Source organism: Pseudomonas sp. B329 (genome assembly GCF_023127835.1).
Taxonomy (GTDB): domain Bacteria; phylum Pseudomonadota; class Gammaproteobacteria; order Pseudomonadales; family Pseudomonadaceae; genus Aquipseudomonas; species Aquipseudomonas synxantha_A.
This window is the reverse complement of the sequence record NZ_SPKP01000021.1, coordinates 90,516-115,084: the sequence shown is the minus strand read 5'-3', so window position 1 is coordinate 115,084 and position 24,569 is coordinate 90,516. Positions and strand designations below refer to the sequence as shown.

Genomic DNA, 24,569 nt, shown 5'->3' with positions numbered 1-24,569 from the left:
TTGCCACTATGTTCAATGACATCAGTCGCCTCGGTAAATACCTCGGTCAGGCCGCGCGCCTGATGGTCGGCATGCCCGACTACGACACCTACGTCGAGCATATGCAAACCAAACACCCGGACAAGCCGGTGATGGACTACAAGGCGTTCTTCCGCGAACGCCAGGAGGCCCGTTACGGCGGCAAGGGTGGTCCCAAGTGCTGTTGACCCGGTAACGCGGGCCAATGCGATACCCCTGTGGGAGCAGGGCTTTCTGTGGGAGCTGGCTTGCCTGCGATAGCATCACCTCGGTCTGACTGAAGCACCGAGTTGTCTGCATCGCAGGCAAGCCAGCTCCCACAGGGGCCTTTGCTCCCACATTTGTTTTGTGTTTATTCAGTTATCAGGAGAATAGTTTTGTCCTCTCCCATCCCCGTCACCATCCTCAGCGGCTTCCTCGGTGCCGGCAAGACCACCTTGCTGCGCCATCTGCTCAAGGCCGAGCACGGCTTGAAAATCGCCGTGATCGAAAACGAATTCAGTGACGCCGGCATCGACACCCAGCTCTTGGGCGACGAGCCGGTACAAGTCATGACCCTGTCCAACGGCTGCGTGTGCTGCACCATCCACACCGACTTGACCAAGGCCCTGTACCTGCTGCTTGAGCGTCTGGACAGTGGCGAAATCGCCTTCGACCGCCTGGTGATCGAATGCACCGGCCTTGCCGACCCGGCACCAGTGGCCCAGACTTTTTTCATCGACGAAGAACTGCGCGAGCGCTACATCCTCGACGGCATCATTACCCTGGTGGACGCCGCCCACGCCGAGCATCACCTGACCCAGACCATCGCCCAGGCCCAGATCGGCTTTGCCGACCGCCTGCTGGTGAGTAAGCGCGACCTGGTGGACAACGCCACCTTCGACGCCCTCAGTCAGCGCCTGACCCGTATCAACCGGCGTGCGCCGATCCGTGTGGTGGATCACGGCAAGATCGACTTGGCTGAGTTGCTGGATGTGCGCGGCTTCAACCTCAATGCCGGCATGAGCCTGCGCCCGGTCAGCGCTGCGCCATCGGTCGACCGTATTTCCAGCCTGGTGCTGCGCACCGACCAACCGCTGGATATCGACCGCCTCAGTGAGTTCATGAACGAACTGCTGGAAGACCACGGCAAGCAGCTGCTGCGCTACAAGGGCGTGCTGAATATTGCCGGGGAGGATCGACGCATGGTGTTCCAGGGCGTGCTGAAACTCTATGGTTTTGACTGGGACACCGAATGGGCCGCGGGCGAGGCGCGGGAGAGTGTGATTGTGTTTATTGCCGATGAGTTGCCGGAGGACAAGATCCTTGAAGGCTTCCAGCGCGTCTACCAATCCTGACTTGAAATGCGATCAACTGTGGGAGGGGGCTTGCTCCCGATTGCGGTGGGTCAGTAAACATATAAGTGACTGACACACTGCTATCGGGAGCAAGCCCCCTCCCACAATTGAATGCATTTCAAATTGAAATAAAAAAGCCCGGCTCAAGAGCCGGGCTTTTCATTCAAGCAACTGCAATCAAGCGCCGTAAACCGGCAGCTTCTTGCAGATGGCCTTGACCTTCTCACGTACCGCGTCGATCACGGCTTCGTTGTTCAGGTCAGCCAGGATGTCGCAGATCCAGCCGGCCAGTTCCTTGCACTCTGCTTCCTTGAAGCCACGGGTGGTCACAGCCGGGGTGCCGAAGCGCAGGCCGGAGGTGACGAACGGCGAACGTGGATCGTTCGGCACGGAGTTCTTGTTCACGGTGATGAAGGCTTTGCCCAGGGCGGCGTCAGCGTCTTTACCGGAAATGTCCTGTTTGATCAGCGACAGCAGGAACAGGTGGTTTTCAGTACCGCCGGACACCACGTCAAAACCGCGCTCGATGAACACAGATGCCATGGCCTGGGCGTTCTTCACCACTTGTTGCTGGTAGGTCTTGAACTCAGGCTGCAGTGCTTCCTTGAAGCAGATCGCCTTGGCGGCAATCACGTGCTCCAGCGGGCCACCCTGGGCGCCGGGGAATACCGCGGAGTTGAGCTTCTTCTCGATCTCGGCGTTGGCGCGAGCCAGGATCAGGCCGCCACGTGGACCGCGCAGGGTCTTGTGGGTAGTGGTGGTCACCACGTCAGCGTAAGGCACTGGGTTCGGGTACACGCCCGCTGCCACCAGACCGGCTACGTGGGCCATGTCGACGAACAGGTAGGCACCGACCTTGTCGGCGATTTCACGGAAGCGTGGGAAATCCAGGATCTGCGAGTAGGCAGAGAACCCAGCCACGATCATTTTTGGCTTGTGCTCTACCGCCAGGCGCTCGACTTCGTCGTAGTCGATCAGGCCGTTGGCATCGATACCGTACTGGACGGCGTTGTACAGCTTGCCGGAGGAAGAAACGCTGGCGCCGTGGGTCAGGTGACCGCCGTGGGCCAGGCTCATGCCCAGGATAGTGTCGCCGCCTTGCAGCAGGGCCAGGTACACGGCGCTGTTGGCCTGGGAGCCGGCGTGTGGCTGGACGTTGGCGTAATCGGCGCCGAACAGCTCCTTGGCACGGTCGATGGCCAACTGCTCAACCACGTCGACGTACTCGCAACCACCGTAGTAGCGCTTGCCCGGGTAGCCTTCGGCGTACTTGTTGGTCAAAACCGAACCTTGAGCCTCCATCACCGCAGGGCTGGTGTAGTTTTCCGAAGCGATCAGCTCAATGTGCTCTTCCTGGCGCACGGCTTCTTGCTCCATGGCGGCGAAGAGATCGGCGTCGTACTTGGCAATAGTCAAATCACGGCTGAACATGGCGGTCCTCAAGGATCGGGGGCAGAAAAGGAGGGCATTCTAACCCAATGGGTTTTAGATGGCATATGAAAGGACATCATGTCGCGGACAAGTGGGGCTCATCTGGGGATGAGTGGTGACTGTGCTGGCCTCATCGGGAGCAAGCCCCCTCCCACATTCGAAGGTATTCACAGTTCAAAGGTGGGAGGGGGCTTGCTCCCGATGGAGCCATAAGCTTCACAACAGCAGGTCAGTCGAACATGAAGAGGGCATCATTGCTGAACTGCGCCTCGAACCGATTCGCCGGCATCGGCCGCCCGAACAGGTAACCCTGGACCTCATCACAGCCATGCTCACGCAGGAAGTCCAACTGCTCATGGGTTTCCACCCCTTCGGCAATCACCGCCAGGTTCAGGCTGTGGGCCATGGCAATGATCGCCCGGGCGATCTGTGCGTCCTGCTCACCGGAGGGCAGGCCATCGACGAAGGTGCGGTCGATCTTCAACACGTCGATGGGGAATTGCTTGAGGTAGTTGAGCGATGAATAGCCAGTGCCAAAGTCATCCACTGCGATGCTCAGGCCCAGGTTCTTCAAGCTGGCGAGGATTTGCAGCGCTTCGTTGACTTCGCGCATCAGGATACTTTCGGTCAGTTCCAGCTCCAGGCACGCTGGCGGCAGGCCAGTGTCCTTGAGGATGGTGGCGATGCGCGTGCCCAGCTGGCCGTCGGAGAACTGTCGCGCCGAGATGTTTACCGAGACTTTGGGCACCCGCACCTTGTTCTGGTGCCAGGTCTTGAGTTGGCGACAGGCTTCGCTGATCACCCAATCGCCCACGTCCACCACCAGCCCGAGTTCTTCCAATACCGGAATGAAATCCCCCGGCGGCACCAGCCCGCGACGCGGGTGGCGCCAGCGCAGCAGGGCCTCGGCACCGGTCAGGCGTTTGCCGTCCCCGCTGAATTGCGGTTGGTAATACAGCACGAATTCGTTCTGGTCCAGGGCGTGGCGCAGGTCGCTCTCCAACTCCAGACGCTCCAGGGCGCTGGCGTTCATGTCGGCCTGGTAGAACTGGAAGTTGTTCTTGCCGCGCTCTTTGGCGTGATACATCGCCGTATCCGCGTTTTTCATCAGTTGGCTCAGCTCGTTGCCGTCTTGCGGGCTGAGGGCGATGCCGATACTGGCGGTCACGAAGAACTCGCGGCCTTCGAGCACGAATGGCTTCACCAGGCTGGCGAGGATCTGCTCGGCCACATGGATCGCACGGTTGAGCGCCATATCGCGGCTGGCCCGTGGTTGCAGGAGCAAGGTGAATTCGTCGCCGCCCATGCGCGCCACGGTGTCGTCCTCGGCCACACAACCGAGCAGGCGGGTGGCCATTTCCTTGAGCATGCGGTCGCCGGCGGCGTGGCCGAGGGAGTCGTTGATCGGCTTGAAGCGGTCAAGGTCGAGGAACATCAGCACCACCCACGACTTCTGCCGTTCGGCGGACTGCAACGCGGTGTGCAGGCGGTCCTGGAACAAGGTGCGGTTGGGCAGGTGGGTCAGGGCGTCGTAGTAGGCCAGGCGGTGGATGCGCTGCTCACTGGCCTTGCGCTCGCTGATATCGCTGAAGAAACACACGTAGCTGGCCAGGTCACCTTCATCGTCGAACACCGCGGTAATGCCCACCCAGGCCGGGTAATGCTCGCCGTTGCGACGCTTGAGCCACACTTCACCTTCCCAGGTGCTGTGCTGGTGCAATTGCTTGAGCACATAACGCAGGTGGGCTTCCTGCTGCTCGTCGACGGTGAGCATGTTCGGCAATTGGTCGAGCACATCCGCCACTTCATAGCCGCTGACCCGGCTGAACGCCTCGTTGGCCTGCACGATATAACCGGCTGGGTCGGTGATCAGGATCGCCGAGGTGGAATGTTCGAACACCGTGGCTGCCATGCGCAGGTCTTTTTCGGCGCGGCGTTGCTGGCTGATATCGCGGCCCACGCCGAGGATGCCCTCAAAGGCGCCATGTTCATCCCACACCAGCACCAGGCGCAGTTCGATCGGTACTTTGCGCCCGTCGGCGCGCAGGCAGTCGAACAGGAACAGTTGGGTCTGGACTTCATCGCGCAAGGTGTTCAACGCCTCGGGGTTGCCGAGGGCGCGACTGACCTGTTCCATCAGGCTATAAATGCCGGTCAACTGTTGCGGGTTGGCAACGATCGACTGCCAGCCATGCTTGAATACCCAATCCACGTCATAGCCCAGCACGGTGTTGACCGATGGGCTGATGTAATTCAGAGCCAGTTGGCTGTCGGTAGAGCAGATCACGTCGCTGATGCTTTCAGCCAACATGCGGTAGCGCTGTTCGCTGTCGCGCAGGGATTCGCTGGCTTCGATCTGGTCGGTAATGTCCTTGGCCACACCGATGATCCGAGTGACCACCGTGGACGTATCCCGGGCCAGGGCCTGTTCGCGAATATCGAAGCGGCGCCATTGGTTATTGCGGTGACGAAAGCGCAGTTGGCAGTGCAGTTGGGTCGTGTAGCCGACCTGGCGTTGCCGTTCGCGCGAGTCATGATAGTGCTCGGCGTCTTCGGGGTGCAGCAGGATTTCCCAGAAGTACTCACCCATTTGCTGCAGTTCGGCTTTGTTGTAGCCCAGGGTGTGGCCCAGATGGTGGTTGCTGAAAATCATGCGCTGGCTGATCACGTCCTGCACATACAGGTGATCGGGCACGGTGCGCACCACATCCGACCAGAAGCTCTCACGCTCCACCAGCGACAACTCGATCAGTTTGCGGCTAGTGATGTCGCTGATGCTGAGGATCACGGCCTTGACGTCATCCTGCTGCTCCGGCAAACGCATCACCAGCCACAGGTACTGTTCGTTGCCGGCCACGTCGTTGAGCTGGATTTCCAGCTCCAGCTGTTTTTGCCGGGTCAATACGGCTTCCAGCACCTGATAGCCGATGGACGTGGCATTGCGCGGGCAATCATCGATCAGGCGTTCCCACGCCTGCTCGCAGGACGCGACGTTGAGCAGGCGCACGGCCATCTGGTTGACCTCGGTGACGCGCAACTCCCTGAGCAGTTGCTTGCGCTCGGCGGGGTTGGCCTGCAACCAGGCGTGCAACTGCTCGCGGCTTTGCACCTGGGTCTTGTTGCAAAACGCCTTAAGCCCCGACAGGTCCAGAACGCACAAGGCCACGCCCGTGCCTTCGAAGATGTCCTGGTAGCGTCGCCGGCCTTCATTCACCTGGCGTTGGCGGCGGCGCATGTTGAGCAGCACGATCACCGGGATCAGCGAAAACGCCAGGCCCAGCAAGCACTTGCCGATAAAGGCCGGCAGCAGTTGTTCCAGCACCGCACTGCGGTCAAACAGGCCGCGCAGTTGCCAATCGCTTTTGCTCAACGGCGTGACCAGCACGCTGCGGTTCAATTCTTCCGGCGTCAGGGCGCCGGACCACTGCGCCGGCATACCGCTGTCACGGCTGACCACACGATGGTTCAGGCTGTTCTCGATCGCCCACATCGGGCGTTGACCCTGGACATCCTGGCGCGTGAGGTTGGCCAGATAATTGGGCGCCAGGCGCAGGGCCCAGTACACCTTGGAGCCACCGCTGGGTTGGTGCAGCAACAGATAGATGACCGTGCCGTCATTGTCGTTGCTCAGGTAGTAGGACTGGGCGTGACTGCGTTTGACCAGGTCTTCGAGCAGGGCACTGTCTTGGCTGCCTTCGGCAGTGTCGCTGATCAGCGCGCCGCTGGGGGCGAGCAGGGCGAAGCTGCGCAGGTCCGGCAACGAGCGTTGCAAGGTGCGCATCAGGGCCTGCTGCTGTTCGGCATTGCGCGGCGGCTCGACAATCGGCAACAGGTTCAGGGCGATCTGCGCGCTCAGTGCCATGCTCTGGCTGATCTGCTCGGCCAGGTCGGCACTGTAGTCGATGGTGTATTGCTGCTGGTTTTTCTGGTTTTGCTGCAACTGGTCAAGCAGTTGCCAGAACAATAACGCGAGCAACATCAGCACAAGCGTCGCCAATGCGCCCTTCAAGGTACCGTGCAGGGGCGCTCCCGGCGCAATATGAGCGGCGCGCAAGGGAGTGGGCGGCGTGACTTTGGACAAGCTGTGATCCTGCGGTTGGCTGGACTGGCGCGCGACGTGCACTATAAGCCGGACGCCCGGAGGGCGGCTAGCATGCCTTGAGTTGTGGCAAAGTGCCAGTCCTCCCTGGCTGGACTGCCCCAGCGCATTCAGGTAGCTTTGCCGGTTACGCGGGGGCGTTCCAGCCCCAGACATTCAGGCTTTTTCCCCACGCAGGCATTGATGATAGTCAAAGGCCCGCGCGGCGCATGGCCTGGCACGGGCTTCGTCCGCTTAATTCATCAGTCACTGACGCTAGGTTCACCATGGCTCAATACGTCTTCACCATGCATCGGCTGGGAAAAGTTGTTCCGCCGAAGCGGGAAATCCTGAAAAACATTTCGTTGTCCTTCTTCCCAGGCGCCAAGATCGGCGTGCTCGGCCTCAACGGCTCGGGTAAGTCCACGCTGCTGAAAATCATGGCCGGCGTCGATACCGAGTTCGAAGGCGAAGCCCGCCCGATGCCGGACCTGAATATCGGTTACCTGCCGCAAGAGCCGATCCTGGATCCGACCAAGACCGTGCGCGAAGTGGTTGAAGAGGCCGTCAGCGTGATCAAGGACGCCCAGGCGCGCCTCGACGAGGTGTATGCCGCCTACGCCGAACCGGATGCCGACTTCGACAAGCTGGCCGCCGAGCAGGCCAAGCTCGAAGCCATCCTGCAGGCTGGCGACGGTCACAACCTGGAGCGCCAACTGGAAGTCGCCGCCGATGCGCTGCGCCTGCCGGCGTGGGACGCCAAGGTCGAGCACCTGTCTGGTGGTGAAAAACGTCGTGTGGCCCTGTGCCGCCTGCTGCTGTCGGCTCCCGATATGCTGCTGCTCGACGAACCGACCAACCACCTGGACGCCGATTCCGTCGCCTGGCTGGAGCACTTCCTGCACGATTTCCCGGGCACCGTGGTTGCAATCACGCACGACCGGTACTTCCTGGACAACGTTGCCGGCTGGATCCTCGAGCTCGACCGCGGCGCCGGTATCCCTTACGAGGGCAACTACTCCGGTTGGCTGGAAGCCAAGTCCGACCGTCTGGCCGCCGAATCCAAGCAGCAATCGGCCCACGAAAAAGCCATGAAGGAAGAGCTGGAGTGGGTGCGCAAAGGCGCCAAGGCCCGCCAGTCCAAATCCAAGGCCCGTCTGCAACGCTTTGAAGAAATGCAGTCGCAGGAATTCCAGAAGCGCAGCGAAACCAACGAGATCTACATCCCGGCCGGTCCGCGCCTGGGTGACAAGGTCATCGAGTTCAAGAACGTATCCAAGGGCTATGGCGACCGCGTGCTGATCGACAACCTGTCGTTCTCCATGCCAAAAGGCGCGATCGTCGGCGTCATTGGTGGTAACGGTGCGGGTAAGTCCACGCTGTTCCGCATGTTGATGGGCAAGGAAACGCCGGACTCCGGCAGCATCGAGATCGGCGACACCGTGCAACTGGCCTGTGTAGACCAGAGCCGCGACGACCTCGACGGCAGCAAGACTGTATTCCAGCAGATCTCCGACGGCTCCGACCAGATCCGTATCGGCAACTATGAAATCCCGTCGCGCACCTATGTCGGCCGTTTCAACTTCAAGGGCGGCGATCAGCAGAAGTTCGTCAAGGACCTGTCCGGTGGTGAGCGTGGTCGCTTGCACCTGGCCCTGACCTTGAAAGAGGGCGGCAACGTGTTGCTGCTCGACGAACCGTCCAACGACCTCGACGTTGAAACCCTGCGTTCCCTGGAAGAAGCCCTGCTGGACTTCCCGGGCGCCGCCATTGTGATCTCTCACGATCGGTGGTTCCTTGACCGCGTCGCGACCCACATCCTGGCGTACGAAGATGACTCCCAGGCGGTGTTCTTCGAAGGTAACTACACCGAGTACGAAGCAGACCGTAAAAAGCGCTTGGGCGAAGCAGCTGCCCAGCCGCACCGTGTGCGTCACAAAAAACTGGCCTGATTCGGGCTGGTTTGAAAAAAGCGGAGCCTTCGGGCTCCGTTTTTTTTTTGGCGCTGTTCAGGTGGACCGAGGCGACTTCATCGCAGGCAAGTCAGCTCCCACATTAGATCGAGTACCTCTGCTACGACACGGTCCAATGTGGGAGCTGGCTTGCCTGCGATAGCGGTTTAACTATTGGTGCATATCTCGCGTTGAAATCCCTGTTAGAGGGCAAAAATCCTGATTATTTATATCCAATGCACCATTTAAATTCACAAAAGCGACATTTTGCCCTGTCACGGTGCGAAATGAATTGATAAAGTCCGGCTCATTCTCTGTTTAACAACAATCAATTTGCCGAGACTTTTCATGATCGAATCCGTCGAATCCTTCCTGGCCCGCCTCAAGAAACGCGACCCCGACCAGCCGGAATTCCACCAGGCTGTAGAAGAAGTCCTGCGCAGCCTGTGGCCCTTTCTTGAAGCCAACCCCCACTACCTGACCTCGGGCATTCTGGAGCGCATTTGCGAACCGGAACGCGCCATCACCTTCCGGGTGTCGTGGGTGGATGATCACGGCAAGGTTCAGGTAAACCGCGGTTTCCGTATCCAGATGAACAGCGCCATCGGCCCGTACAAAGGTGGCTTGCGCTTTCACCCTTCGGTCAACCTGGGCGTGCTGAAGTTCCTCGCCTTCGAGCAGACCTTCAAAAACTCCCTGACCTCGCTGCCCATGGGCGGCGGCAAAGGCGGCTCGGACTTCGACCCCAAGGGCAAGAGCGATGCCGAAGTGATGCGCTTCTGCCAGGCGTTCATGAGCGAGCTGTACCGCCACATCGGTGCGGACGTCGACGTGCCGGCCGGAGATATCGGTGTGGGCGCACGGGAAATCGGCTTTCTGTTCGGCCAGTACAAGCGCCTGAGCAATCAATTCACTTCAGTGCTGACCGGCAAAGGCATGACTTATGGCGGCAGCCTGATTCGTCCGGAAGCCACCGGTTTCGGCTGTGTGTATTTCGCCGAGGAAATGCTCAAGCGCCAAGGTCAGCGGGTCGAAGGCAAGCGGGTGGCGGTGTCCGGCTCCGGCAACGTGGCGCAATACGCGGCGCGCAAGGTCATGGACCTGGGCGGCAAGGTGGTTTCCCTGTCGGACTCCGAAGGCACCCTGTACGCCGAAAGTGGTTTGACCGAAGAACAATGGTCGGCCCTGCTGGAGCTGAAAAATGTACAGCGCGGGCGTATCAGTGAACTGGCTGAACGTTTCGGCCTGGAATTCCGCAAAGGCCAAACCCCTTGGGAGCTGGCGTGCGATATCGCGCTGCCATGCGCCACCCAGAACGAACTCGACGCCCAAGCCGCACGCACGCTGTTGCGCAACGGCTGCATCTGCGTGGCCGAAGGCGCCAACATGCCGACCACCCTGGAGGCTGTGGATATCTTCATCGACGCGGGCATCCTGTTTGCGCCTGGCAAGGCGTCCAACGCCGGCGGTGTGGCAGTGAGCGGCCTGGAAATGTCGCAGAACGCCATGCGCCTGCTGTGGACCGCCGGGGAAGTGGACAGCAAACTGCACAACATCATGCAGTCGATTCACCATGCCTGCGTGCATTACGGTGAGGAAAACGGCCGGGTCAACTACGTCAAGGGCGCCAACATCGCAGGCTTCGTGAAAGTGGCTGACGCGATGCTGGCCCAGGGTATCGTCTAGGCCTCGGGTTCGATGCGCAGCACTTCGATCAACTGATCGCCGACGGGACGCTGCCACAGCACCTCGTCGCCCACCTGGGCCCCCAACAAGGCGCGGCCCAGAGGCGAGCCCCAGTTGATCAAACCGGCGTTGGCGTCGGCTTGATCCTCACCTACCAATTGAATGCGCTGTTGCTCGTCCTGCTCATTGGCGAATGTGACCCAGCTGCCGATCTGCACCTTGTCGGTGGCTGTCGCCGGCGCGACCACCTGAGCGCTTTGCACCCGCTGGTTGAAGTAACGCAGGTCCCGCTCAAGATCCGCCTGGCGCTGCTTATCGGCCTGCTCACCTTTGGCGGACTCGGCGCTGTACTCAAGCTGCAATTGCGCCACCTTGGCTTGCAACTGCGCCAACCCTTGCGCGGTCAGGCGGTTGGGCTGTTCGCTGACCTGACGCTCCACCGGCTGGTCGGCCTGGGCGGCGGCGTTGTCTTCATTTACAAAAGCTCGGCTCATGGTGTTCTCCCTCTATGGCATTTGGGCCATGTTTGCCGTGCTTTAGTTTCGATGGATGTCTGCAAACGACCTATTGCGAGCGATACGCCTTGGCCGCATCGCGGTCTTTTTCCTGCTGCCACTCGCGCTCGCGGTCGTTGTTGCGGTTTTCCTGGTAGTCGCGCAGTTCTTCGTTCTCACGCATGGCTTTGCACTGGCGAAACCCGTCTTCCCAGCCTTCGGCGTATTGCCGGTCTTTCAAATAGCGTGGAACGTTCTTGCGAAACTCCCCGGTAATCACCCCAGCGGCCTGGCGACCGCTGCTGCAACCGTCGTCAAAGCCATCGGCAAAGGCGGGTGGATAACCCTTGGCCAGCAACTCTTGGTGAGTGGATTGGCAGCCTGACAAACACACCATTGCACACAGCATTACCGCATACCGCCACATGGCGTACTCCCTGGCCGATTCACGGCTGATAAGGGGAGTCTAGTCAGTGATTTGTGGGGGCGGTGTGAAAGGGCGGTGAGAAATGTGTTGGGTTAAAAGGCCTCGTTGACCGTCAGAGCGGCATGTTCAGCCAACTCCTGCTGGATAAACGCCGCAATCATCGCGCGATACACCTGCTCAGTTACCTCTGGGTTAGCGCCTACTACCTCGGACAACCCCCGCACCTTGGCGATCACCTGTTCAACTCGTTGCGGCGCCTTGACGCTATCCGAATCTTTTTTGAAGCGCGCTGCTTGAGATACGTAGTGGCCTCGCTCGGCGAGCAGGGTGACGATTTGTTGGTCAAGGTGGTCGATGTTTTCGCGGACTTCTTCGAGGGTGGTGCAATTAACGGCCATGTTGATAGAGCTCCTATTGGACAGGCAACGCGATGGTTTTGAAAGCATGCGGTCAAGTGTGGGAGCGGGCTTGCCCGCGATAGCGTTGTTTCAGCCTCGTATTCGGTGACTGACACTCTGCCATCGGGAGCAAGCCCCCTCCCACATTTTGATCTTCGCCAGGCCTATGTCAGTAGTGGTACCACTTCACTTCAAGCATCACTTCATTCACGGGCGTGGATAAGTGGCTGTATTCACGCTGCGCACTCAGGCGCAGGCCCAGGTTGCGCGACAGTTCCCACTGCTGGTTGAGGCTGATGCTGCGCCGCACTTCACCATTGGTAAAGAAATCCCCCTTGGCTTCCAGGCTCAGGTTGCCCAGTGGGTTTTTCCACAGCACGCCGGTGTTGAAGCCGGCGGCGGGCGAGATGGCTTCGCTGAAATCGTTGTTGTGTTCCACGCGCACGGTGCCAAGGGCGAAGCCGAGCGTGTCGTCGCTCAGTTGCCAGGTGCCGCCGGCGCCGCCGTTGACGTGGGCGACCAGGGTTTCGTCGTCGTGCTTGCCCGGTACCCGTTCCAGGCCGCCAGTCACTTGCCATGACCAGGGTTGCAGCAGCGCGTTACGCGGCGTCAGCGAGCGGATGGTGGCCAGGTCCAGTTGCTGCAACTGCCAGTGATTGCCTTCGTACTGGCGCAGTTTCATTTGCAGGATTTCGATTTGGGCGCCGAGGGGGAAGCCTTCGGCGTTGTCGTTAAGGTCGTGATAGGCCATGCGCAGGCCATATTCACCAAAGGCTTTGTCGCCACGGGTGCCGATGCCGGCTTGCCAGGTGCGTGACTGGTGGCCGTTTTCCGGCAAACCAGGCGGCGTGATCTTGAGGTCTGGCGCAGGGTTCTGGTTGATCGCGCGCAGCAGTTCGAAGCTACGTTGGGAGCGTGCGGTGTCACGCTCCAGGCCGTTGGCGCGGTAGCGGCCAAGGCGATAGGCGGCATCCACAATCAGTGCCTGGCGATCACGCGCCAGAGCCTTGAAGGCCGGCTCTTGCAGTTGCTTCTGATCGTCGCTGATTTTCAGTACCCATTGCTGCTCATCACTATCCAAAGGTTTAGCGCGTTCGAGCAACTCGCGTTCACGGGAGGGCCGATAGTCGATCTTCTCCACCAAGCCCGCTTCCTTGACGGCCTTGACCGTGTCGGTAGGGATCGCGGTGAGCGGGAATTGCTCGGTCAGGCGCAGGCCGGGGCGGGCCACTTGCAGCAGTTCCAGCAGGCGATAGGAGCAGTTTTCGTCGAAGAAGAAATAGTCGAACTGGATCTGCTTGAGCTCCCACACGTGCTCGACCATGCGCTTGGTCTCGACCTCGGTTAGGTTCAGGCGGTATTCCCACAGGTCGCGGTTTTCCAGGCTGCGGTATTCGGAGAGTTTCTCCTGATAGGGCACCAGGGCGAACAGGCCGGGGTAGCCGCCCATCAGGCCCTTCCAGGCATACAGAATGCTGTTGTCGGAGCCTTCGATATAGGCACCGAAGTTGATGGCATAGCTGAGCAGCGCAGTGTTGTTGCTTTGCACGTCGGCCTGGTCGATGCGCAGCAGGGTGTGGCCGAACATCGACGACGGGCTGTTGAGATAGGCCGCGGGGAAGATCATCACCGCGCTATGGGGGGCGACGTCCTTGAACCATTGGGTGAATTCTTTGCAGTCCAGGGCGGGCAGGTCAGTCAGGTGCAACTGATCCTTGAGCCAGCGGGTACGTGCGGGGTACACACACTGGGCGTGCTTCTCACCCAGGCTGGCCGGTGCATACAGCGCTTGCACGGTGGCCTTGAGTTCGGCGTCCGGGTGATGGGCGCCGTCGGCGGCGAGGAAGAATTTCTTGTCGCTGACATAGCTGCGCCAGCCACTGATCTTGCCGGCTTCGTAATGCCCCAGCGACAGCCAGAACGGATCATTGGCCAGTTGCTGCAAACGTTGATCGTCGAGGTGCGGTGCCGCATGCAGCGGGGCGCAGGCGAAGAGAGCCAGGCAAGCGAGGCGTTTGAGCATGGGGGCTACTTAAGTCGGACGGAAAAAAAGACCCAAGGTGGGCGGGTCGAAAAAATAAAACCCGCGCCTCGAAAGGCGCGGGCAGGTCGAGCTTAAGCCTGGGTTGCGTATTTCGCCAGACGGGCATCGCTTTTCAGTACAGCAATGGTGTTGTTGTGCACGTCGTCAGCGGTCACGTCAGCCTTGCTGAAGATCTGCTGGAAGTGCTCGTGGGTCACGGCCGCGAAGTGATCGCGGTCTTCCGGGGCAACACCCAGTACCACGGCATAGGTGGTCAGTGCTTCGCCGTTGCCTTTGGCCATGTCTTCGGACAGCTCGTTCATCATGCCATTCATGGCAATCCAGGACTTGCCGCCGTAGGTCAGGGCGCTGTTGGTGCTGCAACCATTGGTGCCCGAGGTCATGCCGAAGGTGGCGTTACCCGAGGTGCCGTTGGTGGTGGAAGCGAGGAAGTGAGCCGGAGTACCGCGCTGGCCTTCGAACAACATGTTGCCCCAACCGCAGTTCGGGCCACCTGGTGCTTCTGCCATTGCATTGAGGGAGACGACGGTGAAGAGAGTACCAAGAAGGATCCGTTTCATAGCTTTGTTCTCTTTGTGTGCAAACCAATGGACAAGGGTTCAGGTGCTTCTCAGCACCCTAGGGGCCAGTTATTAGTCCAACCCGCGCAGTTTGGAGTTTAGGCACGTTCCTAGGGTTCCGTGTTTTTTTATAAACATTCAGTCTCGGGCGATTTTTTTGTAGGACGCGTGCGGTGGCTATGCTTTCCCGAAAGCGCGCCTTGCCAGAGCGCTCAACCCGGAGCCAGAATGCCCCCATCTGCCCCGCCTGATGTAAGGAAGCCCGATGCCTGATCCTGTTGCTGCCAGCTTGCGTCTAGCGCCCGAAGCGCTGACTCGCCCTTTCTCCGCTGAACAGTTCAGCTTCTCGACCACCAATGATTTGGAGCCCTTTCGCGGTGTGCTTGGCCAGGAACGTGCGGTTGAAGCCTTGCAGTTCGGCGTGGCCATGCCACGCCCCGGTTACAACGTGTTTGTGATGGGCGAGCCCGGCACCGGCCGCTTTTCGTTCGTCAAACGCTACCTCAAAGCCGAAGGCAAACGCCTGCAGACCCCGGCGGACTGGGTCTATGTGAATAATTTCGATGAGCCACGCGAGCCCCGCGCCCTGGAATTGCCAGGGGGCGGCGCCGCGGCGTTTATCGCCGATATCAACGGGTTGGTCGACAACCTCGTAGCCACCTTTCCGGCAGTGTTTGAACACCCCACTTATCAACAGCGCAAAAGCGCCATCGACCGGGCCTTCAATCAGCGCTACGACAAGGCGCTGGATGTGATCGAACGCCTGGCGCTGGAAAAAGACGTGGCGCTGTACCGCGACAGCTCCAACATCGCCTTTACGCCGATGCTCGACGGCAAGGCGCTGGACGAAGCCGAGTTTTCGCAATTGCCGGAAGCCGATCGCGAGCGTTTCCATAACGATATTTCCGAGCTGGAAGAGCGCCTCAACGAAGAGTTGGCCAGCCTGCCGCAGTGGAAGCGCGAGTCCAACAACCAGCTGCGCCAGTTCAACGAAGAAACCATCACCCTGGCCCTGCAGCCGTTGCTGGCACCGTTGTCGGAAAAGTATGCAGAAAACGCCGGCGTTTGCGGCTACCTGCAAGCGATGCAGGTGTACCTGCTTAAAACCGTGGTCGAGCAACTGGTGGACGACGCCAAGACCGACGCCCAGGCGCGCAAGCTGCTTGAAGAGCAGTACTGCCCGAGCCTGGTGGTGGGTCACCCGGTCAACGGTGGTGCGCCAGTGGTGTTTGAACCCCACCCGACCTACGACAACCTGTTCGGCCGTATCGAATACAGCACCGACCAGGGCGCGCTTTACACCACCTATCGTCAGTTGCGTCCGGGCGCCTTGCACCGCGCCAATGGCGGGTTTTTGATTCTGGAAGCCGAAAAAATGCTCAGCGAGCCGTTTGTATGGGATGCGCTCAAGCGTTCCCTGCAATCTCGCAAGCTGAAGATGGAGTCGCCCCTGGGCGAACTGGGCCGCCTGGCCACCGTGACCCTCAACCCGCAAATGATCCCGTTGCAGGTCAAGGTGATCATCATCGGCTCGCGCCAGTTGTATTACGCGCTGCAAGACGCCGACCCGGACTTCCAGGAGATGTTCCGCGTACTGGTGGACTTCGACGAAGACATCCCGATGGTCGACGAGAGCCTGGAGCAGTTCGCCCAGTTGCTCAAAACTCGTACTTCGGAAGAAGGCATGGCGCCGCTGACCTCGGATGCGGTCGCGCGCCTGGCGACTTACAGCGCACGCCTGGCCGAACATCAGGGCCGCTTGTCGGCGCGTATTGGCGACCTGTTCCAGTTGGTCAGCGAGGCGGACTTCATTCGCCACCTGGCCGGCGACGAAATGACCGATGCCGGGCATATCGAGCGCGCCCTCAAGGCCAAAGCCACACGCACCGGTCGCGTGTCGGCGCGGATTCTCGACGACATGCTCGCCGGCGTCATCCTGATCGACACCGCCGGCGCCGCTGTGGGCAAGTGCAACGGGTTGACGGTGCTGGAGGTCGGCGACTCGGCATTCGGCGTACCGGCGCGGATTTCCGCCACGGTGTACCCGGGGGGCAGCGGTATTGTCGACATCGAGCGTGAAGTCAACCTCGGCCAGCCGATTCACTCCAAGGGCGTCATGATCCTCACCGGTTACCTGGGCAGCCGTTATGCTCAGGAATTCCCGCTGGCGATCTCCGCGAGTATCGCCCTGGAGCAGTCCTACGGTTATGTGGACGGCGACAGTGCGTCCCTGGGCGAGGCATGCACCTTGATTTCGGCCTTGTCGAAGACGCCACTCAAGCAGTGCTTTGCCATCACCGGCTCGATCAACCAGTTTGGTGAAGTGCAGGCGGTGGGCGGGGTCAACGAGAAGATCGAAGGTTTCTTCCGCCTTTGCGAAGCACGCGGGCTGACCGGTGAGCAGGGTGCGATCATCCCTCAGGCCAACGTCGCGACGTTGATGCTCGACGAGAAGGTGCTGCAGGCCGTGCGCGCCGGGCAATTCCACATCTATGCGGTACGCCAGGCCGATGAGGCGCTGAGCCTGTTGGTGGGCGAGGATGCCGGTGAGCCGGACGCCGAGGGGCAATTTCCGGAAGGCACCGTGAATGCGCGGGTGGTGGAGCGTTTGCGCGCGATTGCCGAGATGATCAGCGAGGAAGATCTGAAGGAGGCGGAGAAAGAGCTGGCGCAGCAGGCGTTGGCAGAAGCCAAGCCAAGCTGATCCCTGAAGCTCAATGGGAATCAAATGTGGGAGGGGGCTTGCTCCCGATAGCAGTGGGTCAGTCAAAATTACTTAGACTGGCACACCGCAATCGGGAGCAAGCCCCCTCCCACATTTAGAATTGTTTATGCCACAAAATTGACTCCATTCTCGGGGACCGACGCCCGTTGGTCCCTACAACCTTGGTTTGTGGTGTTTTTCTTCTATTCTCAGAGTCAGGGATATCCACAGGAGTCGCAGGATAGAAACAGCCTCGCCCTGCGCTGGGGCTGAACACCGATCTACCGAGGGGCGCCGCCATGTCGCGCAACCTTTGCCTTACCCGCCAGTGCTTGGGCCTGGTCACCCGTATCGAATGCTCCATTCGCCCCCTCGCCGGGGATAACGGCATGTGGACGCTATTGTTTGCCGCCGGGATGTCGGGCGAGCAGCCTTCCACCATCAAATCCCAGGGCCCGTTCCATGGTCCCTTCGTGGCCGAAAGAATGCTGGGCACCATCGTTGATAGCCTGACCTTGCATGGCTACGAGCAAATGGACGAGCCGCAGATCTGGTGCCTGCACCTGCAAGCCCATCTGCGCCAACTCAATGGCGGCCAGGAGCAGTTGGCCCTTTAGCGCCGGCTATTTGCTCTCTGGTTTGTCCAGCTTGACCTCGAAGCCGTACTGCACGGTGTTCAGGTCGGTGCGCTGGTAACTCTCCAGCGTAGTCGGCTGGCCGTAGAAGTAATGCACGTCGAACAGCGCGGTGCCGTACTCCTCGGCGCGGTGGCTGACATTGAGGATTTCCTTGAGGTAATTGCCGCTGGCGTCCTTGGCGTAGAAGCGCCAGCTGTCGGAGGGGAAGTCCTTTTGATCGACGATCAGCGCGTTGTCCTTCAGCGACAGGCCCTTGGGCAGCTTGGCGACATCAATCACGGCTTTCTCGATAGTTGCCAGGAACAGCGGCACCGAGCCCACCACAAACGCCGGGGTCTCCGGGAACAGATTAAGGTCGTAAGTCAGTGTGCCGTTTACTGCGTTCAGCTCGAAAGCCTCGGTCGGCAGCTCGATGGGCTCGCCGCGCTCGCCCTTGTCGTCGGCGGTGAAGAAGGTGATAGGCGCATCACTGTTGTTACGCTCGGCGCCGACCAGGTCGTCGTTGAAGGTGAAAGGGTGGTCAAACACGATTTTCGCGGCGCTGGCGTCGTCGGTCGATTGGCTGATGGTCACGCTGCTTTTGAGTTGGTCCTCGGTCATCGAGGCATCTTTGAGCCAGCTGGCGGCGTCGTCGTCATACACCGTGACCGGCATCGGCAGGGCCTGCACCGTGGTTTGCAGGCTGTTCCTGTCGAAGCGTAATACCGGCAGATCCAGGTCTCTGTGGGTAACCGTGGCCTGGGAGAAATCCAGGACATTGACCTGCAGGTTGTCGATCAGCCCGTTGAAATACACCTTGGCGTAATGGCTGGTTTGTTTGTGTTCGAAGGCTTTTTGCTCATCGGTGAGCTGTTTCTCGAAGGCGTCGGACCAGGCTTTTTGCTTGTGCATTTCAGCCAGTTGCTTCTCGTAGAACGCCACTTGCGCGGCACTCTCGTTGATCGAGCCCGAACGGGTCAGAAATTGCCCGGTAGTGTCCCGCGCTTGCACCAGCAAAGGGTTCGGTGATTCGTCGCCCACGTCTGCGGCCAGGGGGGCGCTGTTGGTCAGCTCGATCTCGGCGTAGTTCTTTTCCAGCGTCAGCAGGTTGAGGGTGATGTTGCCCTCGGTGCGTTTATGGCCCACGTCCTTTTTGCTCAGGTCGAAGGTCAGCACCTTGCCCGGTGTGATCACTTCAACCGCGCCCTTGAGGCTGACGGGCTGCGGCTGGCTTTTGTTTTCCGTCTCGATGCCTTCGATAAACGGGTAGGTCACCGTCAGGTCATCGGGGTTGGTGAGGTTGGAGCTGCTGGGGCTCAATTGGATGCCCGGGTCGGTTTCCGACCATTCCGGCTGGAAGGGAATGACTTTGTTGTTGCTCAGTGTCACCGACTGCCATTCCAGGCCATGGGGGAAGGGGAACTGGTCAGGGGCGTTGAAATTGAACGGGAAGACCGGTTGTAAATCCGTCAGATAGTCCGAATGAGAGCTTTTGCGCAGCACGAACAGGCCATTGATATAGGTATCCACCAGTGCCTGGGGCGTGGGGTAGTGCTTGAGCAAGGCCAGGGTGTCTTCGCCGTACTCGGCCTCGATGGGCTTGGTGGCGAGCTTGAGGCGCGCACGCTCCAGCAACAGCAGCGAGCCGCCCAGATCCGCGATGGCATCGCGCAGCTTGGGGTCCTGGATGGTGTCCAGGGACTGTTCGAACTTCGCGGTTTTCTCTTCGAGGGTCGCCTGCTTCTGCTCTTCTTTGGGGGAGCAGCCGCTGGCCATCAGCAACGCCGCACACAGGCCGAGAGTGGCCAAAGGGGATCGCACATCCATCATCTGAGTTTTCCTGTCCGACATCATCGAGCCGAGTTAATGGCCTCGACACTAGCAGAAAAATTCTCTTACAGATGCCACTTGGGTCAGTTTTCTCGCGGTGACAGGGGCCGGGTGGCGGCTGGTATACTCGGCGCCATTTTTAGCCAAGCTGTGTGAGATTCAATGGAACGCTTTATCGAAAATACGATGTACGCCTCGCGTTGGCTGCTGGCGCCGATCTATCTGGGGCTGTCCCTGGGCTTGCTGATCCTGGCGCTGAAGTTCTTCCAGGAAATCATTCACGTGATTCCCAACATCTTCACCATGTTGGAAGCGGAAGTGATCCTGTTGCTGCTGTCGTTGATCGACATGGCCCTGGTTGGCGGCTTGCTGGTGATGGTGATGATTTCCGGCTACGAGAACTTCGTCTCGCAACTGGATATCGATGAAAACAAGGAAAAGCTCAACTGGCTGGGCACCATGGACTCTTCGTCGCTGAAGATGAAAGTGGCGGCCTCCATCGTGGCGATTTCCTCCATCCACCTGCTGCGCATCTTCATGGACGCCAAGAACGTCGATCCGCAACACCTGATGTGGTACGTGATCATCCACATGACCTTCGTGGTCTCGGCGTTTGCCATGGGCTACCTGGACAAGCTCACCAAGCACTGATGCCCCGCGCCGGCCTTACTGCTCGACGAAGTAGTAAGGCTGGCGGTTGATCGCCATTTGCTTGATCACCGTGACCGGCTCTTTCAGTCGGTCGGTGTGGTCCGTCAGCGCAACGTTGCCGGGCTTGGCGGTGAGGAAGGCGCGCAACTCGGGTTCGGTCTTGAGGATCGGCAGGTAGGCTTGCAGGTAGAACACGCTGGCGCCGGCGATCCGCTCGTTGGGCTGAAACATCGCCACCGTTCGGCCTTCGTCTTGCAGGGTCTGGACCTGGCTGATCACCGGCACGAATGATTGGCGCACATCGGCTTTTGGTGCAAACCAGAACGCTGCGCTCAGGTAGCAGGCGATGGCCAGGGTGAAAACCCCGCCGATGATCTGCCGGTGGTAGCGGTACAGCGCCGGCCTGTGGTCTTTGGCCCACTCCAACAGCACCCGCGCATATTCGGCGGCCAACACCGCCGCGGCTGGCGTCAGCGCCATCAAATACACCGTGCGTTTGCTGGAAGCCAGGGTCAGCAGGGTGAACTGCGCCACCAGCCACACGCTGAAAAACAGGCGGTAGCGGTTGCGCACCAGGCTTTTGCGGAAATGCCACAAGCCCAGGTACACCAGGATATTCCAGGGCAGGAAGGCCTCGGGCAGTTTCGCGAGGTAATAGTAGAACGGTTCGTAATGCCCGGCTTCGACGAACGAACCGCTGAAGCGCCCGACGCTATTGGTCCACAACACCTCGCCCACCGCCTGCATCCCACCGCGCTGAAACAGAAACCCCAGCCAGATCAACAGCGGCACCAAGGCCAGCAGCGTGAACAGTGCCGGCTTGAGCCAGTCGCCGATGCGCAGGCGTTTATCCATCAGACTGGTACTGAGCAGGTACACAAAGATCACGATCCCCGGCAGCGCCAGGCCCAACACACCCTTGCTCAGGGTGGCGATGACCATGCCAGCGGTAAACAACGCCCACGCCCACACACTGGAGCTGTCGCGCTCGGGCCGCACAGCCTGGTAAAACCCCAACAATGCCGCGGTCACACCGAGGCTGAGCAACGAATCCTCACCCACACCTCGCACATTGCCCCAGTAACTGGCCATGGTCGCCAGAATCAGTGCGGCACTGAACGCCAGCGTCTGCGGCCGCCCGAAGCGACGCAGCATCCCGTACAACAGCATCACGCTGAACAACCCGGCAAACGCCGACGCCAGACGCACCGCCCCGGTGCTGGCGCCGAACACGCGAATCGCACCGGCATCCAGCCACAGACTCAGGGGCGGTTTTTCCAGGAAGGGTTCGCGAAACAGGCGCGGCACCACCCAGTCATTGTCCAAGTGCATCGCCATGGCGATCCCGGACACCCGGGCTTCGGTGGAACCTTGCAGCTCGTGGTTGCCAAGGGCGAAGAAGAACAACAGACCAGCAAGCAGGAGCAGCAGGGGAGCGGGACGCGTCATGGAATCTGGCTACCGGGGCATGAGACCGATCGGGCGACCGGTCATGGGTAGTCAGGGAGTATACGAGCGCGATTCTTAACCTTTGGTGAACGGCTGCGGGGTTTTTCTCGGGCGCGTCAGGGCATTTTCAAGCTGGGCACTGCCGCTTTGCCTTGTTCGGTCAGCACCGGCTCCAACTGCTCCCAGGTGAAGGCCAAGTCGTTGTCGCAACCGTCACCATTGGCCGGTGTCGAGAGTTGCAGGCCCTGGGTGTTGAAGCTGAGGTGAAAGTTGGAGTAATCGGTGATCGCCGGGCAACCCTCGTCGGTAGTGGTTTGCTTGGCCAGCCAAGTGCTGAAGGCGGCCGGCAGCTTCAAATGGCCGGAATAGGCGTCATGCCATTGCTGATGGCCGCCGAGCCAGGTCCATGGGTCCACACTCTCCCCGGTTTGCAGGTTCCAGGAGTGCAGGCCCCAACTGATGCCCATGGCGCCCTGGCCTGCGGCCCAGCGGTAGAACCGCACGGTGAGAAATTGCGATGACCAATAGGCGGGCTCAACCTCGATCTCACTGGTATAGACCGAGCCGTTTCGACCCAGGTATTCACGCCGCTCATAAAAATAGTCGGTTAGATCTTCGTCATTGACGGCCAGAGCGGCGAGTTGCTGGTTGATCTTCTGCACCGCCGGGCTGTCACCCTCCAGCTTGAGCGTGACGCGGGGGCCTTGGGTCTTGAGCAAGTAGGGATGGTTGTGGAAAGTCTTCTTCTCAGTCTTGATCGGCAGCGGCGCGGCTTCCATGGGCGCGTTATAGGCATCGCTGCCGCAGCCGTCCGTGCCGATGCGACGCAGGGCCAGTGGCAGCGGCGTACCGCCATCGATTTTGCTCCAGGCACCCGAAAGGGTATCGGCCTGAGGTTTTTGCAGGGCCCAGAAACCGGTGTTGCCTTCCTCCACCCAAGGGGCGTTGTCGTTGGCCTGGGTCAGTTGAATCGGTGTACGGATGCGCTGGTAGTAATAACTGCCATGCTCCCCGTCGGCGCCGTTGAAACAGACGGTGATAGCGGACTTGCCCAAGGTGCCTTGCCAGACCCCATCCAGCTCGGCAGCGGTGGCGAATGAAGGGATGAAGGCGAGGGCGATGACGGCGAAAGGCTTGAGCACGGGTATCTGACTTCCGATTGTCTGATAAAGGCCGTCAGGGTAATGGGAAGTGCTAGGGGATTCCAGCGGGCGAGGTGGGCGTTGAGGCTTCTCGCCCTTTTTATAGGGTGGCGACCGTGCGCGGGTTAGCAGACCAGGAATCAAGGAACCCGGCGCACCCGAAAGTGCCCCACGCACAGCCGCCATGATACGAACCAGCGGATGCTGAAAGCATCGCTCGAACGGATGGTGGCTTTGCAGGCCTTGATATCAACCGAGCTGCTAAACCCGGTCGCTGATTTTGCAGCGACAGGGGAAGGCTAGGCTTGTTGGTTGGGGTGCGCCAGTTCACCGACAGCGCGGCATCTTGCAGGAAAGTTCCGAAGCCCGGCCCTGTTGACCTCCCCGTCGTCAGGCTCTGTTAAAAGCTCCAGTCCTCAGCCTGAACCAACTGGCAGAACGGCCCGTTGAGCGTGGCATTGTGATGAGCCACGATGGCCTCGGCTTTCATCAAGGGCGTATCAGAACAGGTATGACCGTCTGCGATAAGCACCGCATCGAAGCCAAGATCACGCGCGGCACGGCAGGTGCTGTCGACGCAGTATTGCGTTTTCATCCCAGTGACTACCACGCCGGTGGCGCCGCTGGAGCGCAGATTGTCCGCCAGGTCAGTCATTGCAAAAGCGCTAGGCCGGCGCTTTTCGAACACCACTTCTCCACCCAGCAACTTCAGCTCCTCTGCAACCAGTGTAAGCGGGCTGCCTGGTTCGATTGGCGAGCCAGCGGGGCCGATGTGGCGAGCGAGAAAAATCGGCGCGCCTGCGCTACGGGCCTTGCCCATCAGGGTGTTGAGCGTTTCCAACAGCTCGTCGCAGCGCCAGGGTTTTTCCGGGCCGTGGATGAGTCCGACTTGGATATCCAGTATCAACAGGGCGTACATGGGTGCATCTCCTTGCGTGTGAACCAGCGACACAAGGGCATAAAAAAGGCCCTGTCCATCGCTGGCGGGCCTTTGAAATTCGTTTGCTAGTGGCTCACGAAACCTCGCACGCTCCGCTTGAAGCGGTCGTGGTGGTGGTTGTCGAGGTGAGGCAAGAGGTAGTCATGCATCGACACTAGCAATATCGCCGCGGGCTGACAAGGCAGAAACCTGGGCGGGGCACCGGGGTAATCTGAATAGGCCAGCCGTGTACGATCAGGCACCTCGCGGCGGTTCGTCATGACTTTCGCTCAATCAACATCCTTTCCAGCGTGTTGTCCTTCATCCAATAGTGATGGAACAGCCCCGCTGCCGCATGCAAACCAATCAACCAATACCCCGTAGTGCCGATCAGCTCATGCCAGTACTTGAGCTGTTTGGCGAAGTCCGGGTCGACGGCTACCGGTGCCGGCACGTGAAAGCCGAAGTACGGGAACGGTTTGTCGCCAGCGGCGAGCATCAGCCAGGCGAGAATAGGCGTGGCGATCATCAGCCCGTAGAGCGCAAGGTGTGTCAGATGCGCGAGAGCGGTCTGCCAGGCCGGTGGTTTTGGGGTGATCGGTGGCCGTGGGCTCAGGCGCCCGAGCAGACGAACCCAGACCAGGGCGAAAATGCTTGTACCAAACAAGCCGTGAAACCCCATGAGCAAACCCCGCGCTTCGCTGCCTTTGGGCAGATAACCCTTGATTTCGACACAGGCATAAACGCCGATGAACAGCGCCAGCATCAGCCAGTGCAGGGTTATTGAAAGCTTTCCATATCGGGTGACGACGGTGTCGCGGGTCATAAAAAG

The 24,569-nt window shown here is 60.0% G+C and carries 19 protein-coding genes; 7 read left to right on the top strand and 12 right to left on the bottom strand.

The window, feature by feature from the left end; all coding sequences use genetic code 11:
- The first annotated feature begins 8 nt into the window (after positions 1-8).
- Positions 9-206 carry a YbdD/YjiX family protein gene (locus tag E4P00_RS12885; RefSeq protein WP_003194308.1) on the top strand — a complete coding sequence of 66 codons (198 nt, stop codon included), beginning with the start codon at positions 9-11 and terminating at the stop codon, positions 204-206.
- 189 nt (positions 207-395) lie between these two features.
- Positions 396-1,355: a GTPase gene (yjiA, locus tag E4P00_RS12880; protein ID WP_248131664.1), complete on the top strand. Its 960-nt coding sequence runs from the start codon at positions 396-398 to the stop codon at positions 1,353-1,355.
- Positions 1,356-1,532: 177 nt separating this feature from the next.
- Here yjiA and glyA read toward each other — a convergent pair whose 3' ends face one another.
- Both glyA and E4P00_RS12870 read right to left on the bottom strand, forming a co-directional pair.
- Entirely contained in the window at positions 1,533-2,786 is a 1,254-nt protein-coding gene (glyA, locus tag E4P00_RS12875) for a serine hydroxymethyltransferase (RefSeq protein WP_078822372.1), read from the bottom strand.
- Positions 2,787-3,015: 229 nt separating this feature from the next.
- Positions 3,016-6,867 carry a bifunctional diguanylate cyclase/phosphodiesterase gene (locus E4P00_RS12870; protein ID WP_282443218.1) on the bottom strand — a complete coding sequence of 1,284 codons (3,852 nt, stop codon included), beginning with the start codon at positions 6,865-6,867 and terminating at the stop codon, positions 3,016-3,018.
- A 284-nt stretch (positions 6,868-7,151) separates the two neighbouring features.
- On the opposite strand from E4P00_RS12870, the gene ettA reads away from it, so the two are divergent.
- Together ettA and gdhA are read left to right on the top strand one after the other, a co-directional pair.
- Positions 7,152-8,816, top strand: coding sequence for an energy-dependent translational throttle protein EttA (ettA, locus tag E4P00_RS12865; RefSeq protein ID WP_005791601.1), 1,665 nt, complete (start codon positions 7,152-7,154; stop codon positions 8,814-8,816).
- Positions 8,817-9,164: 348 nt separating this feature from the next.
- The gene (gene gdhA / locus E4P00_RS12860; RefSeq protein WP_032879406.1) at positions 9,165-10,502 is read left to right on the top strand and encodes an NADP-specific glutamate dehydrogenase; all 1,338 of its coding nucleotides are present in this window, start codon (positions 9,165-9,167) and stop codon (positions 10,500-10,502) included.
- Here the strand turns inward: gdhA and E4P00_RS12855 are convergent.
- The 5 genes from E4P00_RS12855 to E4P00_RS12835 all read right to left on the bottom strand — a co-directional run bounded on the left by E4P00_RS12855 (position 10,499) and on the right by E4P00_RS12835 (position 14,425).
- The gene (locus E4P00_RS12855; RefSeq protein WP_248131663.1) at positions 10,499-10,996 is read right to left on the bottom strand and encodes a GreA/GreB family elongation factor; all 498 of its coding nucleotides are present in this window, start codon (positions 10,994-10,996) and stop codon (positions 10,499-10,501) included. The genes gdhA and E4P00_RS12855 overlap by 4 nt on opposite strands.
- Before the next feature lie 70 nt (positions 10,997-11,066).
- Positions 11,067-11,423, bottom strand: coding sequence for a hypothetical protein (locus E4P00_RS12850; protein WP_032879410.1), 357 nt, complete (start codon positions 11,421-11,423; stop codon positions 11,067-11,069).
- A 92-nt stretch (positions 11,424-11,515) separates the two neighbouring features.
- A complete protein-coding gene (locus E4P00_RS12845) occupies positions 11,516-11,821 on the bottom strand; it encodes a chorismate mutase (protein WP_032879411.1) in 306 nt (101 codons plus the stop codon).
- A 169-nt stretch (positions 11,822-11,990) separates the two neighbouring features.
- Positions 11,991-13,844, bottom strand: a complete 1,854-nt coding sequence (locus tag E4P00_RS12840) for a DUF4105 domain-containing protein (protein ID WP_216092126.1) — start codon at positions 13,842-13,844, stop codon at positions 11,991-11,993.
- A 92-nt stretch (positions 13,845-13,936) separates the two neighbouring features.
- Positions 13,937-14,425, bottom strand: a complete 489-nt coding sequence (locus tag E4P00_RS12835; protein ID WP_003194274.1) for a DUF3015 domain-containing protein — start codon at positions 14,423-14,425, stop codon at positions 13,937-13,939.
- Positions 14,426-14,690: 265 nt separating this feature from the next.
- Between E4P00_RS12835 and E4P00_RS12830 the strand changes: the two genes are divergently transcribed.
- Together E4P00_RS12830 and E4P00_RS12825 are read left to right on the top strand one after the other, a co-directional pair.
- Entirely contained in the window at positions 14,691-17,129 is a 2,439-nt protein-coding gene (locus tag E4P00_RS12830) for an ATP-binding protein (protein WP_032879413.1), read from the top strand.
- Between the two features lie 299 nt (positions 17,130-17,428).
- Positions 17,429-17,746, top strand: coding sequence for a hypothetical protein (locus E4P00_RS12825; RefSeq protein WP_005791586.1), 318 nt, complete (start codon positions 17,429-17,431; stop codon positions 17,744-17,746).
- Positions 17,747-17,752: 6 nt separating this feature from the next.
- On the opposite strand, the gene E4P00_RS12820 is transcribed toward E4P00_RS12825, so the two are convergent.
- Positions 17,753-19,576 carry a hypothetical protein gene (locus tag E4P00_RS12820; protein ID WP_248131661.1) on the bottom strand — a complete coding sequence of 608 codons (1,824 nt, stop codon included), beginning with the start codon at positions 19,574-19,576 and terminating at the stop codon, positions 17,753-17,755.
- A 162-nt stretch (positions 19,577-19,738) separates the two neighbouring features.
- Between E4P00_RS12820 and E4P00_RS12815 the strand changes: the two genes are divergently transcribed.
- A complete protein-coding gene (locus E4P00_RS12815) occupies positions 19,739-20,227 on the top strand; it encodes a TIGR00645 family protein (RefSeq protein ID WP_005791582.1) in 489 nt (162 codons plus the stop codon).
- A 15-nt stretch (positions 20,228-20,242) separates the two neighbouring features.
- Here E4P00_RS12815 and E4P00_RS12810 read toward each other — a convergent pair whose 3' ends face one another.
- The 4 genes from E4P00_RS12810 to E4P00_RS12795 form a co-directional block, all read right to left on the bottom strand.
- Complete coding sequence (locus tag E4P00_RS12810; protein ID WP_248131659.1) at positions 20,243-21,676, bottom strand: glycosyltransferase family 39 protein; 1,434 nt, start codon at positions 21,674-21,676, stop codon at positions 20,243-20,245.
- Between the two features lie 116 nt (positions 21,677-21,792).
- Positions 21,793-22,818, bottom strand: a complete 1,026-nt coding sequence (locus E4P00_RS12805) for a hypothetical protein (protein WP_248131657.1) — start codon at positions 22,816-22,818, stop codon at positions 21,793-21,795.
- 400 nt (positions 22,819-23,218) lie between these two features.
- Positions 23,219-23,737: a cysteine hydrolase family protein gene (locus tag E4P00_RS12800; RefSeq protein WP_078822366.1), complete on the bottom strand. Its 519-nt coding sequence runs from the start codon at positions 23,735-23,737 to the stop codon at positions 23,219-23,221.
- A 277-nt stretch (positions 23,738-24,014) separates the two neighbouring features.
- Positions 24,015-24,563, bottom strand: coding sequence for a cytochrome b (locus E4P00_RS12795; protein ID WP_078822364.1), 549 nt, complete (start codon positions 24,561-24,563; stop codon positions 24,015-24,017).
- Between the last annotated feature and the right edge of the window lie 6 nt (positions 24,564-24,569).